A 16590-nucleotide genomic window follows, 5' to 3' on the forward strand; every position below is an offset into this window, starting at 1 on the left:
ATCTGAAATCCGGCCCGTCTGAGGGAGGGGATCAACCACACGGGGGAGTGACGCATGACCTTGCCGAAATGGGACGCCAATACCCGGCGGGCCGCCTCACTGCTCGCGGCGGCCCTCACCGTCACCGCGTTATGCGCGGCCGACGCCATCGCCCGCAGCTACCCCTTCGGCCCCCGGACCCGAAGCGTCAATGACCTGGGCAACCAGTACGTACCCTTCCACGCGCACCTGTGGGACCTGCTGCACGGACGGGCCGACGGCGGGCTCCTCGTCAACTGGCAGTCCGGGTTCGGTTCGAGCTTCCTGCCCGACTTCGGCACCTACCTCAGCAGCCCTTTCGCATTGCTGGTGGCATTGTTTCCACGCGACGAGATCGACCTCGCGGTCTATGCGATAACCGTGCTGAAGACGGCGTGCGCCGGCGCCGCCATGGCTTTTCTGCTGCTTACCCTGCGCCCGGGCCGTTGGTGGGCGGCGGGATTGCTGGGCGCCTCCTACGCGCTGTGCGGCTGGAGCGTGGCGGCAGCCGCCTACAACCCGATGTGGCTCGACGGACTCATCGCCCTGCCGCTGCTGTGTCTGGTCGGCGAATGGACGCTGACCCGGCGCCGCCCGCTGCTCGGCGTGCTGGTCGTCGCGGCGGCCTGGATCGCCAACTTCTACACCGCGTACATGGCCACCGTCGCCGCCGCCCTGGTGCTGCTGCTCCGGCTCCCGCTCACCGGCCTCCCGCGACGGCGGGTGCTCGCGGCGGCGGCCCGCGCCGCCCTCACCCTCGCCCTCGGCGTGGGCCTGGCCGCACCGCTGGTGACGGTGGTGTACTTCGGCACCACGCACGCCTCCCCCGGCAGATTCGAGGGATTCGCCCCGGTGGCCGGGGAGGACCTGGCGGCTCGGCTGCTGCCGACGACGTACAGCTTCGGCACACCGGCCGTGTACGTGGGCAGCACAGCGCTGCTGCTCGCCCTCGCCCTGCCGTTCCACCGGGCGGTACCCCCGCGGGTGCGCACGGGCTGGACGCTGCTGGTGGCCGCGGTGGCGCTGTCGATGCAGTGGACGCCGACCCATCTGGCCTGGCACGCCTTCACCGCACCGCAGGGCAGCCCGTACCGCCAGGCCTTCGTCCTGTGCGCGCTGCTGGTGATCGCCGCGTGGCACTCGCTCTCGTACGGCCCTCCCGACATGCGCGCGCTGCTCGCGGCCGGCGGGCTCCTCGTACTGATCGCGGACGTCGCGAGCCGAAGCCATCTGGTCCGCCCGTTCGCCTGGCCGGTGTTCCTGCTGACCGCTGCGTGCGCACTGGCCGCACTGGCCCTGTTCGGCGGCACGCACGGCGGGTGTCCCGCCAAAGGCACGCGCCGCGCCGCGCTGACCGGGCTCGCCGTCACGCTGCTCGTCGGCGCCCAGCTCGGGGAGGCCACCGCCAACTCCGCCGTGACGACCCGGCAGCGGCTGGCGGGCATGGACGACTACGCCCCCTGGGGAGAACGGCAGCAGCGGCAGTCGGAGGCGGTCACGAAGGCCGACGGCTGGCCCCGCTACCGTACCGACCCCGGCCGCGAACAGACCGTCGGCAACGACCCGTTGCTGGTGGGCGGCCAGGGCGCCCAGTACTACAGCAGCCACACCTCCGACGTCCTCTACCGCATGCTCACCGCCCTCGGCGGTGGCTGGACCTCGGGCGGCCGGAGCCCGCAGAGCCTGGACAACGCCGTCACGGACGTGATCTTCTCCGTCGGCGCGCGGGTGCACTCCCCGCCGGACCCGCATCAGAAGTGGCCCCCTCAGGACGGCAGCCGGGTCACCGTGTCCCGGCGGGACGTACCGCCCCTGGTCACGGTGCGACCGCCCGGCGCCGCCGCACACCCGCGCACGGGCGTCTCGGCCTTCGGGCCCTCGCCGTACCGCAATCAGGAACTGCTGCTCGGCACCCGCGTCTACACCGTGCCCCGCCTCACGGTGCGGACCGGCACCGGCAGGCCCCCGCACCGCGGCGACGCCGAGCATCCCGGACTGCTCATCGGCGCCCCTGACGGCGGGACCGTGCGGAAGCCGGCGATCACGGCCCGGTGTCCGGCCGGCAGCGAGGTGTACCTGTGGGCGCCGCGCTTCGCGGGCACCGCGCGGCTGACCGGTGACCCGGCCGGCGCACCGGCCGCGCGCTTCAGGTCCGAGGCCCTGGGCGCCAGGCTCGCCGCCATGCGGCGACTCGGCAGGGTCCCGGTCTCCGGGCGCCTGCGGATCGAACTGTCCCCCGACCGGACCGGCCGCGTCCCGGAGGGCGCGGTCGGCTGCCTGGACACCGCCCGGCTGCACACCGCCGTCGAACGGCTCAAGACCACCGGTGCCACCCGGGTGAGCGTCTCCGACGGCACCATCCGGGCCGAACTCCCTGCGGGCAGCACCGGGACCGCGGTCGTGGCGGCTCCCCGGACCGCCGGTTGGCGCTGTGCCGCGGGCGGCGCCGCCGCCGTACCGGCCGGGCAGCACTACGGCCTGATCGCCGTCCCTCTCGACGGCTCCTCCACCAGCGTCACCTGCACCTTCCACCCACCCGGGCTGCGGCTGGGCACGACCGTCGGGGCCGCCTCGCTCCTGACCCTGCTCCTGCTCGGCGTCCTCGCCGCCGTCCGCCGGCGCCGTGGCGCGGGGCCACCGCCGCCCTCCGTGACCACCCGGCCGCGCGAGCCGGTGACCGGCGTTCTCTGACCGCGCCCGGCGAAGACGACCGCGGGAAACCGGGGCGCGGTGGACGAGGCCCGCCGGGCAGACTGGCCGCCATGGAGAACGAGACCGCCCGCCTCGTGGCCGAACTGGACGGTTCGAGCGAGGTGGCCGAGGACGCCCAGCACGGGCTGATCGCCCTGGGGCCCCGCGTGCTGGAGCCGCTGATCGCCGCGGCTCCCGCACTCGACCCGTTCGGTCAGCTGTGCGCCATCGAGGTGTTCACCGCGCTCGCCGACCCGCGCCCGGCCGACGTCCTGATCGGCATGCTGGACAGCGAGAGCGCGACCGTACGGCAGTGGGCGGCCGAGGCCCTGGCCGAGCTGGGCGTCCGGCGTGCGGTGCCGCGGCTGCGGGAGGTCTACGACGCCTTCCGGCGGCGCGGGGAGGCACCCGACGACTGCGAGGGCGAGGGGCTGCGCTGGGCGCTCACCGAGCTGGGCGCGCGCCAGGCCGTCCTCCCGGCGCGGTCGGCCGCGCTCAGGCGGTCGGGCGCGGCGCTGAACGGTCTCTGGCCGGTGGGACACCTGGCCACGGTGATCCGCGACCTCGCCGAGCACGGGCAGGCGGTGCTGTACTTCCAGACATGGGACGTCCTGCCGCACGGTGGCCGCCGTTGGGTCGCCGGGCCCGGCATCGACTGGGACGTCGACCGCGACCGTCCCTGGCCCGAGATCGTCGCCCACTGCCGGGACCGGGCCCTGCTGGCCGCGGAGGCCGTGGTGAGCGCGCCGGACCGGGTGGCGACGATCTCCTGGATCGACGAGGCGGACCTCTGACGGTCCACAACGGCCCACCGCCGGTGATCATGCGGACGCATGACTGGATTGCATAAACGTGCATCGAAACGTATAGTCATGCCATCCAGAGGAGGGTGACATGGCGGTACGTGCGGCGGTGGCCGGAGCGAGCGGATACGCGGGCGGAGAGGTCCTGCGGCTGCTCCTCGCGCACCCCGAGGTCGAGATCGGAGCCCTGACCGGCAACTCCAACGCCGGCCAGCGGCTCGGCGCGCTCCAGCCGCATCTGCTGCCGCTGGCCGGCCGGGTGCTGGAGGAGACCACACCCGAGGTTCTCGCCGGTCACGACGTCGTCTTCCTCGCCCTGCCGCACGGACAGTCCGCCGCCGTCGCCGAGCAGCTCGGACCGGACGTCCTCGTGGTCGACATGGGCGCCGACTTCCGGCTGAAGGACCCGGCCGACTGGGAGCGGTTCTACGGCTCCGCACACGCCGGAACCTGGCCCTACGGCCTCCCCGAACTGCCGGGTGCCCGCGCCGCGCTGGAGGGGTCCAAGCGCATCGCGGTACCCGGTTGCTACCCCACGGCCGTCTCCCTCGCCCTGTTCCCGGCGTACGCCGCCGGACTCGCCGAGGCCGAGGCCGTGATCGTCGCCGCCTCCGGCACCTCCGGAGCGGGCAAGGCGCCCAAGCCCCACCTGCTGGGCAGCGAGGTCATGGGCTCCATGTCCCCGTACGGCGTCGGCGGCGGCCACCGGCACACCCCCGAGATGATCCAGAACCTCAGCGCGGCGGCGGGGGAGCGGGTCACCGTCTCCTTCACGCCGACGCTCGCGCCGATGCCGCGCGGGATCCTCGCCACGTGCAGTGCCAAGGCCCGCGACGGGGTCACCGCCGAGTCCGTGCGGGCCGCCTACGAGAAGGCCTTCGCCGACGAGCCCTTCGTCCACCTGCTGCCCGAGGGACAGTGGCCCGCCACCGCGTCCGTCCACGGTTCCAACGCCGTTCAGGTGCAGGTCGCGTACGACGGGGCCGCGGGGCGCATCATCGCGATCAGCGCCATCGACAACCTGACCAAGGGCACCGCGGGCGGTGCCGTCCAGAGCATGAACCTCGCCCTGGGTCTCGACGAGACGACCGGGCTCTCGACGATCGGAGTCGCACCGTGAGCGTCACGGCAGCCAAGGGATTCACGGCGGCGGGCATCGCCGCCGGGATCAAGGAGAACGGCAACCCGGACCTGGCCCTCGTGGTCAACAACGGGCCGCGCCGCGCCGCCGCCGGTGTCTTCACCTCCAACCGGGTGAAGGCCGCGCCCGTCCTCTGGTCCGAGCAGGTGCTGAAGAGCGGCCAGGTGTCGGCCGTCGTCCTCAACTCCGGTGGCGCCAACGCCTGTACGGGCCCCAAGGGCTTCCAGGACACCCACACCACCGCCGAGAAGACCGCCGAGGCCCTCGGCAGGGGCGCCATCGAGGTCGCCGTCTGCTCCACCGGCCTCATCGGTGTGCTCCTGCCGATGGACAAGCTGCTGCCGGGCGTCGAGACGGCCGCCGCACAGCTCTCCGAGCACGGCGGCGAGAAGGCCGCCATCGCCATCAAGACCACCGACACCGTCCACAAGACGTCCGTCGTGACCAGGGACGGCTGGACCGTCGGCGGCATGGCCAAGGGCGCCGGCATGCTCGCCCCGGGCCTGGCCACCATGCTCGTCGTCCTCACCACCGACGCCGACCTCGACAGCGCGACGCTGGACAAGGCCCTGCGCGCCGCGACCCGGGTCACCTTCGACCGCGTCGACTCCGACGGCTGCATGTCCACCAACGACACCGTGCTGCTGCTCGCCTCCGGGGCCGCCGGAGTCACCCCCGAATACCCTAAGTTCGCGGAGGCCGTACGCGCCGTCTGCGACGACCTCGGCCAGCAGCTGATCCGCGACGCCGAGGGCGCCAGCAAGGACATCAAGGTCGAGGTGATCAACGCCGCGACCGAGGACGACGCCGTCGAGGTGGGCCGCTCCATCGCCCGCAACAACCTCCTCAAGTGCGCCATCCACGGCGAGGACCCCAACTGGGGCCGAGTCCTGTCCGCCATCGGCACCACGTCCGCCGACTTCGAGCCCGACCAGCTCAACGTCGCCATCAACGGCGTCTGGGTGTGCAAGAACGGTGGCGTGGGCGAGGACCGCGAACTGGTCGACATGCGCTACCGCGAGGTGCACATCGTCGCCGACCTCGCCGCGGGCTCCGAGACCGCCACCATCTGGACCAACGACCTCACCGCCGACTACGTCCACGAGAACAGCGCCTACTCGTCATGAGCACTACGCGTAAGCACACCGCGCTGCCCAAGGCCCAGATCCTCATCGAGGCGCTGCCCTGGCTGACCCGGCACAACGGCAAGACCGTCGTCATCAAGTTCGGCGGCAACGCCATGATCGACGAGGACCTGAAGGCCGCCTTCGCGCAGGACGTCGTGTTCCTGCACCACGCCGGTCTCAAGCCCGTCGTGGTGCACGGCGGCGGCCCCCAGATCAGCGCCGCCCTCGACCAGCACGGCATCGTCAGCGAGTTCAAGGCGGGCCTGAGGGTCACCACCGAGGACGCCATGGACGTCGTACGCATGGTGCTGGCCGGACAGGTCCAGCGCGAGCTGGTCGGGCTGCTCAACCAGCACGGGCCGCTCGCCGTCGGCCTCACCGGCGAGGACGCGCACACCATCACCGCCACCAAGCACCAGCCCGAGATCGACGGCGAGTTGGTCGACATCGGGCGGGTGGGCGAGATCACCGCGATCGACACGGGCGCGATCGAGGCACTGCTCGCCGACGGCCGCATCCCGGTCGTCTCCTCGATCGCCCGGAGCCAGGACGACGGACATGTCTACAACGTCAATGCTGATACGGCGGCTGCGGCACTCGCTGCGGCACTGGGCGCCGAAACCCTCATGGTCCTCACGGACGTCGAGGGCCTCTACGAGGACTGGCCGCACAGCGACGAGGTGATCAGCCGCCTCACCGCCTCCCAGCTGGAGAAGCTGCTGCCGGAGCTGTCCTCCGGCATGGTGCCGAAGATGGAGGGCTGCCTGCACGCCGTGCGGGGCGGCGTCAACACCGCCCGCGTCATCGACGGCAGGGTCCAGCACTCGATCCTGCTGGAGATCTTCACCGACGAAGGCATCGGCACCATGGTCGTGCCCGACGAGCAAGAGGACGAGCAGGACGACGAGCAAGAGGGGGAGTCATGAGCAACGAGGAACTGACCGCGCGGTGGCAGGGCGCCCTCATGAACAACTACGGCACCCCGCGGCTGCCCCTCGTGCGCGGCGCGGGCACCAGGCTGTGGGACGCCGACGGCAAGGAGTACGTCGACTTCGTCGGCGGCATCGCGGTCAACGCGCTCGGCCACGCCCACCCGGCCGTCGTAGAGGCCGTCAGCAGGCAGATCGCGTCCCTCGGCCACGTCTCCAACCTGTTCGTCGCCGAACCCGCCGTCGCCCTCGCCGAACGGCTGCTCCAGCTCTTCGGCCGGGACGGCAAGGTCTTCTTCTGCAACTCCGGCGCCGAGGCCAACGAGGGCGCCTTCAAGATCGGCCGGCTCACCGGGCGCCCCCACATGGTCGCCACCCACGGCGGCTTCCACGGTCGCACGATGGGCGCCCTCGCGCTCACCGGCCAGCCCGGCAAGCAGGAGCCCTTCCTGCCGCTGCCCGGCGACGTCACGCACGTGCCGTACGGCGACGCGCAGGCGCTGGCCGCCGCGGTGACCGAGGAGACCGCCCTCGTGATCATCGAGCCGGTCCAGGGCGAGAACGGGGTCGTGGTGCCGCCCGCCGGATACCTGAAGGCGGCCCGCGCGATCACCGCGGCCACCGGCTCCCTGCTCGTCCTGGACGAGGTGCAGACCGGCATCGGGCGTACCGGGAACTGGTTCGAGTACCAGGCCCACGAAGGGGTCCTGCCGGACGTCGTGACGCTGGCCAAGGGGCTCGGCGGCGGACTGCCGCTCGGCGCCACCGTGGCCTTCGGCCGTGCCGCCGAACTGCTCCGGCCGGGGCAGCACGGGACGACCTTCGGCGGCAACCCGGTCGCCTGCGCCGCCGGACTCGCCGTCCTCGACACCATCGCGAACGACGGGCTGCTGGAGAACGTCAAGCGGCAGAGCGAGAAGCTGCGGGACGGAATCGAGGCTCTGGGCCACCCGTTGATCGACCATGTCCGGGGCGCGGGCCTGCTCCTGGGTATCGTGCTCACCGAGCCGCTCGCGCCGCAGGTGCAACAGGCGGCTCAGGAGGCCGGTTTCCTGGTGAACGCGCCCGCCCCCGACGTCGTCCGGCTGATGCCGCCGCTGAACCTCGGCGACGACGAGGCGGACGCCCTGCTCCGGGCACTGCCCGGCATCCTCGACGCAAGTCACGGGGACCCACGATCCGGAGAATGAGACGACGATGAGTCAGGCGCAGGATCACGAGCAGCCCGCGGGGCCCGCCGTGCCGCAGACCCGCACCGCCCGCCACCGCCGGATCGTGGACATCCTCAACCGGCAACCGGTGCGCTCGCAGAGCCAGTTGGCGAAGCTGCTCGCCGACGACGGGCTGAGCGTCACTCAGGCGACGCTCTCCCGGGACCTGGACGAGCTGAACGCGGTGAAGATCCGCAACAACGACGGCGACCTGATCTACGCGGTGCCGAGCGAAGGGGGTTTCCGCACGCCTCGCGCTCCGCTGGGGGAGTCGGCGAAGGAGGAGCGGATGCGGCGGCTCTCCCAGGAGCTGCTGATCTCCGCGGAGGCCTCGGCGAATCTGGTGGTCCTGCGCACCCCGCCCGGTGCGGCCCAGTTCCTCGCCTCCGCGATCGACCAGGCCGAGCTGCACGACATCCTCGGGACGATCGCGGGGGACGACACGTTGTTGCTGATCAGCCGGGATCCGACCGGGGGGCAGGCGCTGGCCGAGCATTTGCTGCGGCTGGCCCAGAACGGGCACTGAGGGGGCTGAGCGCCGTAGCTGGGGGCTCCGCCCCCAGCCCCGGTTCGGCCTGAACGGCCTCGCCCTCAAACGCCGGACGGGCCGGACGAGGCCGACATCCTCACCCCAGCCGAGCGGCGAGGCCCCCGGTGCACCGCACCTCGTCCCCCGCCGTGATCAGCAGCGCCTCCACGTCCGGCAGGGACTCCAGCCACGTCAGGCCCTCCCGGGAGCCCATCGCGAAGGCGGCCGTGGCCCAGCAGTCGGCCCAGGTCAGCCTGGGCCCGACCACCGTCACCGCCACCAGGTCGGTGACCGCCGACCTGCCGGTCCGGGGGTCCACGATGTGCGCGCCCCGCTCGGCCGTGCCGGAGGTGGCGACCGACAGTTCGTCGACGCCGGCCGCGGAGATCACCGCGGCGAGCCCGCCCGGCCGCAACGGGTCGGACACGCCGACGCGCCAGGGCCGCTGCGGTTCGGGCATGCCGAACATCTGGACGTCACCGCCGCCGTTGACGCTGACCCCGCTCACCCCGGCCGCCGCGATCACCCGCGCGGCCCGCTCCGCGGCCCAGCCCTTGACGATCCCGGTCGGATCGAGCCGCCCGGCGTAGGTCATGCTGAACCAGCCACCGCTCGTCCGCTCCGCCTCGGCGCCCAGTTCGAGCACCTCGGCGACCTCCGGCTCGCAGTCGGCCACGGTCACCTCGCCCCGCACCAGCCGGGAGACCTGGCTGTCCTCGCGGTAGGTACTGAACACCTCGTCGACCCGGTGCAGACCGGCGACCGCCTCGTCCAGGGCCGCGCGCACGGCACCGGGTTCCCCGCCGCGGACGTCGAAGGAGAAGACGGTCCCCATGACCTCCTCCACATGACGCACCGCGGCGGGAGCTTCCTGCGACTCCGCCACCGCGTCAGCCACCTGCCTGGTCCAGCGCGGACTGGAGGGACTGCTTGTAGCCGGTGCTGGTGTAGGTGGCCCCGGAGACGGAGTCGATGTTCGCGTTCCCGGCGGCGACGGCTTCCTGGTTGAGCTTGGGCACGGACAGCGCGGTCTTCTGGTCGCTGGTGCCGCCCTTGGGCGCCTGCACCGCCTCCGCCTTGGTGATCTTGCCGTCGGTGACGGTGATCCGGACCTGGACCGGGCCGTACTGGGTCTGGGCGACCTTCCCGGTGAGCGTGCGGCTCGCCTGGGCGGCACCGGCGGACGGGGAGGACGCCCCGGACGAACCGGCGCTCGCCGTCATCTTGTCCAGCGCCGACTGCAGCGACTTCTTGTAGCCGGTGCTGGTGTAGGTGGCCCCGGAGACGGAGTCGATGTTCGCGTTCCCGGCGGCGACGGCTTCCTGGTTGAGCTTGGGCACGGACAGCGCGGTCTTCTGGTCGCTGGTGCCGCCCTTGGGCGCCTGCACCGCCTCCGCCTTGGTCACCTTGCCGTTGCTGACGGTGAGGCGGACCTGGACCGGGCCGTACTGGGTCTGGGCCACGTCACCGGTGACGGTGCTGGTCCCGGCGGCCGCCGCGCCGCCCTGCGGCGCCTCCTGTCCCGCCGCGGTCTGCTGCGGGGCCGCGCCGGCCGCCGAGGCGGAGGCCGGGTCCGAGGCCGGCTTCAGCGACAGCAGCAGCACGACACCGGACACGGTGGCCGCGGTGGCGAGCACGACACGCCGAATGGGGTGGCTCTTCCTCATCGTTCCTGAGCTCCTGATTTCCCGTGGGTTCCCGACGACTTACGACGATTTCCCGTCGCTCACATCTCGAACGACTCGTGATGGATGCGGCGGGCGGGAACCCCCGCGCCGCGGAGTGCTTCGTACACCGACTGCGCGAAGCCGGCCGGCCCGCACATGAAGACGTCGTGGCGCTCGATGTCCGGGATCTTCCGCTGGAGGTTCTCCGCGGAGATGTCCGGGCGTTCCCCGTCGGGGCTGTTGACCGCGTACATCAGCCGTGCGCCCCGCTCCTTGGCGATCACCGCGAGCTCGTCCCACAGGGCCAGGTCCTGGGTGGTGTTGGCCCGGTAGAGCAGGGTGATGTCACCGGCCCCGCCCGGCAGCGTCTCGAACAGCGCCCGCATCGGCGTGATCCCGACACCGCCGGCCACCAGCAGCACCTTGCCCCGGCTGCGCCGCTGGGCGGTCATCGCTCCGTACGGGCCCTCCGCCCACACCCGGGTGCCGGGAGTGAGCTCGCGCAGCCGGGCGCTGTGGTCGCCGATCGCCTTCACGGTGATCCGCAGCATGTCCGGGCGGGGCGCCGCCGACAGCGAGTACGGGTGGGAGCTGAACCGCATGCCCGGCGCCAGGAACCGCCACCGGAAGAACTGCCCGGCCTCCGCACCCATCCGGTGCAGCTTCCGCCCGCCGATCAGCACCGACACGACGCCCGGCGTCTCCTCGATCACCGCCTCGACCCGCATGCGGTGCCGCATGTTGAGCCGGATCGGCGTGAGGATGCGGTACCAGACGACCAGCGCGGTCACCGACCCGTACAGCGCGTACCAGGCGGTCTTCGCGGTGGGCTCGATGGCGAAGTCGTTGCCGGTGGTGATCTGGTGCCAGAACGTCAGGAACACTGCGGCGTACGTCATCAGGTGGATGTGGTACCAGGTGTCGTACGGCAGCCTGCGCCGCACCCCGCCGATCGACACCAGCCCGATGAGCACCAGCAGACCGGTGCCGATGGCGGCCTTGCCCATGTCCGGCAGCTGGTTGATGGAGTCCATGGTCTGCTGGACGATGTCGCCCAGCGACTTGCCCGCCTGCAGTGCGTAGCCCCACATCGTGAGGAAGACGTGCGCGACCACGAGGCAGAGGGTGTAGCGGCCGCTCATCGCGTGCCAGCGGGCCACCCGATCGGACCCGACCCGGCGTTCCAGCGCGGGCACCCGGGCCATCTGCAGCACGACGAGTGCCATGAGATAACCGGCGAGCAGGCCGGTGATCCGGCCGGCGTTGAGGATCCTGCTGTTGTCGTCGGCGATGGACGGCGTGTTGTGCCACCACAGCCACAGCACGCCCGCCGCGCCCGCCCAGACGGCGAGCAGCAGCGGGACGGCCGGGGAGCGGCGCGGACGGATGCGGCGCATCGTCTGGCGGCGGGCGGCACGTCCGCCTGCGATCGTGGTGGTCACGGTTCCTCCGTGGGGACTTGACCCTTGGCCCACAGATACGCGCCGCGACCGCCGAGTGTTCAGACGCCCACCGAGTCCAGGGCGGACTGGAGGGACTGGCGGTAGCCGTCGCTGGTGTAGGTCGCTCCCGAGACGGTGTCGATGTCGGCGCTCTGCGCGGCCAGCGCCTCGCGCCGCAGCTGGGGGATGGCGTAGCTGTTGATCTGCTGGTCGCGCGGGTTCTCCTGCGGATAGGTGACCGCGGTCACCTCGGTGAGCTTGCCGTCCTTCACCGTGATCCGCACCTGGACCGGGCCCCAACGGGTCTGGACCGTGTCGCCGGTGGCGGTCTTGGTGCCGGTCGTGCTCGACCCGCCGGACGAGGACCCGGCCGACGAGGACCCGCCCGACCCGCCGGGGGAGGCGCTCGCCCCGCCTGACGGCGCGGGGGAGGACGCGCTCACGGTGATGCCGGGGCTGTCGTGCGGCTTCAGCGACAGCAGCAGCACCATCCCGGAGACGGTCGCGGCACTGGCCAGCACGATGCGGCGCAGGGGGCGGTTCTTCTTCAAGGCGTGCACGTCTACTGCCTCACAGTTCGAACGACTCGTGGTGGATACGCCGGTCCGGCACCCCGGCGGCGCGCAGCTCCCGGTACAGCTCCTGGGCGAAGCCGTGCGGGCCGCAGATGTACACGTCGTGCTCGACGAGACCGGGGACCGTGGCGGCCAGCGCGTCGGCCGTGATGTCCGGGCGCTCACCCCGCGGCCCGTTGAGCGCGTACCGCACCTTCGCCCCGCGCCACCGCGCGATGGCCTCCAGCTCGCCGCCCAGGGCGAGGTCCTCTGCCGTACGGGCCCGGTAGAGGAGGGTGACGTCCCCGGGGAGCGTCTCGAACAGCGCCCGCAGCGGGGTGATGCCGACGCCGCCCGCGATCAGCAGCGACCGGTGCGTGGTGGCCCGGTCGGCGGTCAGGGAGCCGTACGGGCCCTCCGCCCACACCCGGCTGCCCGGGCGCAGCAGGGGGACGGCCGCGCTGTGGTCACCCAGCGCCTTCACCGTGATCCGCAGGACATCCGGGCGCGGCGGCGCGGACAGCGAGTACGGCGTCGACGTCCAGCCCATGCCCTCGCCGAGGAACCGCCAGCGGAAGAACTGCCCCGGCCGCGCACCCAGCTCGTCCAGCCGCCGCCCCCGGACCACTACCGAGTACACGCCCGGCGCCTCCTTGTGCACGGACTCCACCCGCAGCCGGTGCCGCAGGTTGAGCCGCACCGGGGCGAGGACCCGGTACCAGGTCACCAGCGCGGCCACGCCCAGGTACAGGGCGTACCAGGCGGCCGTGGCCACCGGCTTGCCGTTGAAGTCGTTGCCCAGGGCCAACTGGTGGAAGAAGGCGAGGAAGACGGCGGCGTACGTGAGCAGGTGCGTGTAGTACCAGAACTCGTAGCTGGTGCGGCGGCGTACCGCCCGCGCCGAGGTGATGCCGACCGCGAACAGGATCACCGTGCCCGCCGTGGCCATCAGCATGTCCGGGTAGTCCAGGACCACGGTGACCGTCTCGTGCACGATCGAGACGCGGTCCTGGGCGGCGTACCCGGCCAGGATCAGCACGATGTGCGCGAGCAGCAGGCAGATCGTGTACCGGCCGGCCATCGCGTGCCAGCGGGCCACCCGGTCGGAACCGATCCGCCGCTCCAGCAGCGGCACCCGGGCCATCAGCCCGACCAGCACCGCGCAGGCGTACCCGCACAGCAGCCCGGCGATCCGCCCGGCCCCGGTCAGCCAGCCCTCCGTACCGACCACCGAACCGGTGTCCGTCCACCACAGGGCCAGTACCGCCGCCGCCCCCGCCCACAGCAGGGCGAGCAGGGGGCCCGCCGGGGAGCTGCGGGGTACGGGCACCACACTCGGTGCCGTCCGCTGCTCGTACACGGTGGTCATGGGTCGCGTCCTTTCTGCCGTTCGGTACGCAACTGTGCGCGGCGGACCTCTGAGACAGCTCTGAGCGGGCCCCTTCTCAGCCCACTCAGAGGAAACTCAGAGCTCCGGCGGACACCGGGCGTCCCCGCGAGGGGTGATCCTGGAGAGGCGATGAACATGACCCGCTCCGGCCGCCCGGCCATCACCCGACCCGACGGCACCCCGCTGCGCGTCCTCGTCGTCGACGACGACCCCGACCTCGCCGAGGTGCTCACCGGCGCCCTGCGCTACGAGGGCTGGGAGGTGCGCGCGGCCGGCGACGGCGCCGCCGCGGTCGCCGCGGCGCGCGAGCTGCTGCCCGACGCCGTCGTCCTCGACGTGATGCTCCCCGACACCGACGGCTTCGCCGTGCTGCGCTCCCTGCACGCGGTGAAGCCCGATGTGTGCGTGCTCTTCCTCACCGCGCGGGACGCGGTGGAGGACCGCATCGCGGGCATCACGGCGGGCGGCGACGACTACGTCACCAAGCCCTTCAGCCTCGAGGAGGTCGTCGCCCGGGTGCGCGGGCTGCTGCGCCGCGCTGGCATGACCCGGCAACTGGACGAGGGCCCGCGGCTGGTCGTCGGCGATCTGGTCATGGACGAGGAGTCCCGCGAGGTGACCCGGGGCGGCGAGCTGGTCGAGCTGTCCCCGACCGAGTTCGAGCTGCTCCGCTTCCTGATGCGCAACCCGCGCCGGGTGCTCAGCAAGGCGCAGATCCTGGACCGGGTGTGGTCGTACGACTTCGGCGGCCGGGCCCATGTCGTCGAGCTGTACATCTCCTACCTGCGCAAGAAGGTGGACGCGGGCCGCGAGTCCATGATCCACACGGTGCGCGGGGCGGGCTATGTGCTCAAGCCGGTGACCAAGTGAGGCACCTGCTCCGCCCGCTCCGCGTGCTGCGCCCCCGCACCCTGCGGGCCCGGCTCACCGTCGGCCTGGTCGTGCTGCTGGCGGTCAGCTGCGCCGCGGTCGGGCTGGCCGCGGTGGTCGAGCTGAACGGCTTCCTCACGCAGCGCCTCGACGAGCAGCTCGCCCAGGTCGGCACCCGGTTCCCGGCGAGCCTGGAGCACGGCGGCAGGCTGCCGGACGACCTCCCCCAGTCTCGAAAGGGCTCGACCGGGGGGACCCCCATCGGCGACGAGCACGGCGACGACCGCAGACAGGCGACCGGCACCTTCGGCGCGCGGCTGGTGAACGGGAGGATCACCAACGTGGCGGTCGTCCGCCCCGGCGGCATCGAGAACCTGATCGGCGAGCTCACCGACAGGGACCGCGAGCAGCTCGCGGCGGTCGACGCCGACGGCGAGGGGCACACCGTCGACCTCTCCGCACTGGACCACTACCGGGTCGTCGCCGTCCAAGGCCTCGACGGCGATGTGCTGGTCTCCGGGCTGCCCCTGGAGCCCGTGCAGGCCACCGTGCACCGTCTGGAACTGGTCGCCGGGATCGTCTTCGGTCTCGCCCTCGCCGCCACCGGCGTCATCGGCGCCCTCTGGGTGCGCTGGTCGCTGCGACCGCTGAGCCGGGTCGCGGCGACCGCCGCCCGGGTCAGTGAACTCCCGCTCGCCAGCGGGGAGGTGGCCCTGCCGCCGCGCGCCCCCGAGTCCGACCCGGGCGGCGAGGTGGGCCGGGTGGCGGCCGCCTTCAACCGCATGCTCGGTCATGTCGAGGACGCGCTCACCAAACGGCACGCCAGCGAGGAGCGGCTGCGCAGCTTCGCGGCCGACGCCAGCCACGAGCTGCGCACCCCGGTCGCCTCGGTGCGGGGCCACGCCGAACTCGCCCTGCTGCACCCCGGGCCGGTGCCGCCGGAGGTCACCCGGGCCCTGGGCCGTATCGCCGCCGAGTCCTCCCGGATGGGCGAGATGGTCGACGACCTGCTCCTGCTCGCCCGCCTCGACGCGGGCCGCCCGCTGGAACGCCGTCCCGTCGACCTCACCCACCTCGTGCTGGACGCCGTCACCGACGCCCGCGCGGCCGGTCCCGGCCACCGCTGGACCCTGGAGCTCCCCGAGGACCCGGTGACCCTGACCGGTGACGCCCACCGCCTCCAGCAGGTGCTGGGCAACCTGCTGGCCAACGCCCGTCTGCACACCCCGGCGGGCACCGAGGTGACGGTGTCCCTGGAGACCGACGACACCTCCGTCCACCTGAAGGTCCACGACGACGGCCCCGGCGTCCCCGAGGACGTCCGGCCCGGCGTCTTCGAACGTTTCACCCGGGGCCGAGCACCGCCGCCGTACGGACGCTTCCGGCGGCGGTGCGGGCCTGGGGCTGGCGATCGTGGCGGCGGTGGTGGAGGCGCACGGGGGGAGTGTGGGGCTGGAGAGCCGGCCGGGGGCGACCACGTCCACCGTGCGGCTGCCCCTGGGGGACGTCAATAGCGAGTGATCGCCGTGGCCCCGCTCTCCGTCCCGATCGCGATGTGCGGCCTGGCCGCCGGATCCGCCCAGGCCAGAATCCGCCGCATCGCCTCCTTGGGGACCGAGACACAACCCGCGGTCGCCCCTTGCCCGTTGACGTGCAGGAAGATGCCCGCGCCCCGGCCCCGCACCGGCCGCCGGTAGTTGAAGCCGATGACGAGCGCGTGCGCGTACTGCGCCTGGTAGGAGACGAGGTGCTCGGACTCGGTGGCCCGGCAGTCGGGGGGCAGCGGTTCGGTCCAGCGGTTGTACGCACGGGACGCGTTGTCCTGGCACCACCAGGAGTCGGCGCCGACCGGGCGGTAGCGCACCCGCGTGCCGTCGGGTGCCGCCTCGATGCCGAAGCCGAACGGCAGGGAGTACAGCCCGGTCGGTGTGGTCTTCGTGTCCTGTTTCCGGGCGGCCCCCTCGACGAGCCCGTTGGCGCCGAAGCGGGCGGGCGCCGAACCGGCCCGGACCCAGCGCCCGTGGCGCAGGTCCCACCAGACGACGGTGCCCGACGTCGCGTCGGCGCTCGGGGCCTGAGCCGTGATCAGCTGCCTGCCGCCCCCGGTGTCCGCCATCAGGGCGGGAAGCCGTGCGGGAAGCGGGGGCGGGCCGCCGCCGGGCGCGGCGCCGAGCAGGAGGACGGACGCGGACGCGAGGGCGACGGCACCGGGGCGCAT

Annotated in this window: 14 protein-coding genes and 1 pseudogene; 9 read left to right on the forward strand and 6 right to left on the reverse strand. The window is 72.7% G+C overall.

Annotated elements, in window-relative coordinates:
- Nucleotides 1-54: 54 nt before the first annotated feature.
- The 7 genes from ACZ7L0_RS31880 (at nt 55) to ACZ7L0_RS31910 (ending at nt 8446) form a co-directional block, all read left to right on the forward strand.
- The gene (locus ACZ7L0_RS31880) at nt 55-2709 is read left to right on the forward strand and encodes a YfhO family protein (protein ID WP_471245997.1); all 2655 of its coding nucleotides are present in this window, start codon (nt 55-57) and stop codon (nt 2707-2709) included.
- 71 nt (nt 2710-2780) lie between these two features.
- A complete protein-coding gene (locus ACZ7L0_RS31885; protein WP_471245998.1) occupies nt 2781-3503 on the forward strand; it encodes a HEAT repeat domain-containing protein in 723 nt (240 codons plus the stop codon).
- Between the two features lie 100 nt (nt 3504-3603).
- A complete protein-coding gene (gene argC / locus ACZ7L0_RS31890) occupies nt 3604-4632 on the forward strand; it encodes an N-acetyl-gamma-glutamyl-phosphate reductase (RefSeq protein WP_471245999.1) in 1029 nt (342 codons plus the stop codon).
- A complete protein-coding gene (argJ, locus tag ACZ7L0_RS31895; protein ID WP_471246000.1) occupies nt 4629-5780 on the forward strand; it encodes a bifunctional glutamate N-acetyltransferase/amino-acid acetyltransferase ArgJ in 1152 nt (383 codons plus the stop codon). Before argC ends, argJ begins: the two co-directional genes overlap by 4 nt.
- Entirely contained in the window at nt 5777-6706 is a 930-nt protein-coding gene (gene argB, locus ACZ7L0_RS31900; RefSeq protein WP_471246001.1) for an acetylglutamate kinase, read from the forward strand. Before argJ ends, argB begins: the two co-directional genes overlap by 4 nt.
- Nucleotides 6703-7899: an acetylornithine transaminase gene (locus tag ACZ7L0_RS31905; RefSeq protein ID WP_471246002.1), complete on the forward strand. Its 1197-nt coding sequence runs from the start codon at nt 6703-6705 to the stop codon at nt 7897-7899. The genes argB and ACZ7L0_RS31905 overlap by 4 nt, the downstream gene beginning before the upstream one ends.
- 7 nt (nt 7900-7906) lie before the next feature.
- The gene (locus ACZ7L0_RS31910) at nt 7907-8446 is read left to right on the forward strand and encodes an arginine repressor (RefSeq protein WP_471246003.1); all 540 of its coding nucleotides are present in this window, start codon (nt 7907-7909) and stop codon (nt 8444-8446) included.
- Nucleotides 8447-8546: 100 nt separating this feature from the next.
- Here the strand turns inward: ACZ7L0_RS31910 and ACZ7L0_RS31915 are convergent, their stop codons facing one another.
- From ACZ7L0_RS31915 to ACZ7L0_RS31935, 5 genes are read right to left on the reverse strand one after another with little or no spacing between them, the layout of a single operon-like run.
- A complete protein-coding gene (locus ACZ7L0_RS31915) occupies nt 8547-9347 on the reverse strand; it encodes an FAD:protein FMN transferase (RefSeq protein ID WP_471246004.1) in 801 nt (266 codons plus the stop codon).
- Nucleotides 9340-10116 carry an FMN-binding protein gene (locus ACZ7L0_RS31920; RefSeq protein WP_471246005.1) on the reverse strand — a complete coding sequence of 259 codons (777 nt, stop codon included), beginning with the start codon at nt 10114-10116 and terminating at the stop codon, nt 9340-9342. Before ACZ7L0_RS31920 ends, ACZ7L0_RS31915 begins: the two co-directional genes overlap by 8 nt.
- A gap of 59 nt (nt 10117-10175) precedes the next feature.
- On the reverse strand, nt 10176-11558 hold the full coding sequence (locus tag ACZ7L0_RS31925) for a ferredoxin reductase family protein (protein WP_471246006.1): 1383 nt from the start codon (nt 11556-11558) through the stop codon (nt 10176-10178).
- 59 nt (nt 11559-11617) lie between these two features.
- Nucleotides 11618-12118 carry an FMN-binding protein gene (locus ACZ7L0_RS31930; protein WP_471246007.1) on the reverse strand — a complete coding sequence of 167 codons (501 nt, stop codon included), beginning with the start codon at nt 12116-12118 and terminating at the stop codon, nt 11618-11620.
- A 10-nt stretch (nt 12119-12128) separates the two neighbouring features.
- Complete coding sequence (locus ACZ7L0_RS31935) at nt 12129-13481, reverse strand: ferredoxin reductase family protein (protein ID WP_471246008.1); 1353 nt, start codon at nt 13479-13481, stop codon at nt 12129-12131.
- Between the two features lie 150 nt (nt 13482-13631).
- Between ACZ7L0_RS31935 and ACZ7L0_RS31940 the strand changes: the two genes are divergently transcribed.
- Both ACZ7L0_RS31940 and ACZ7L0_RS31945 read left to right on the forward strand, forming a co-directional pair.
- Nucleotides 13632-14372 (forward strand): response regulator transcription factor, encoded by a 741-nt coding sequence (locus ACZ7L0_RS31940; RefSeq protein WP_471246009.1) that lies wholly within the window; start codon nt 13632-13634, stop codon nt 14370-14372.
- Nucleotides 14369-15893, forward strand: a pseudogene (locus ACZ7L0_RS31945) (sensor histidine kinase). The gene ACZ7L0_RS31940 and the pseudogene ACZ7L0_RS31945 overlap by 4 nt, the downstream one beginning before the upstream one ends.
- On the opposite strand, the gene ACZ7L0_RS31950 reads toward ACZ7L0_RS31945, so the two are convergent.
- Nucleotides 15880-16590, reverse strand: coding sequence for a L,D-transpeptidase family protein (locus ACZ7L0_RS31950; protein ID WP_471246010.1), 711 nt, complete (start codon nt 16588-16590; stop codon nt 15880-15882). The pseudogene ACZ7L0_RS31945 and the gene ACZ7L0_RS31950 overlap by 14 nt on opposite strands.

The sequence above is a fragment of the Streptomyces sp. NPDC039424 genome, from assembly GCF_055639495.1.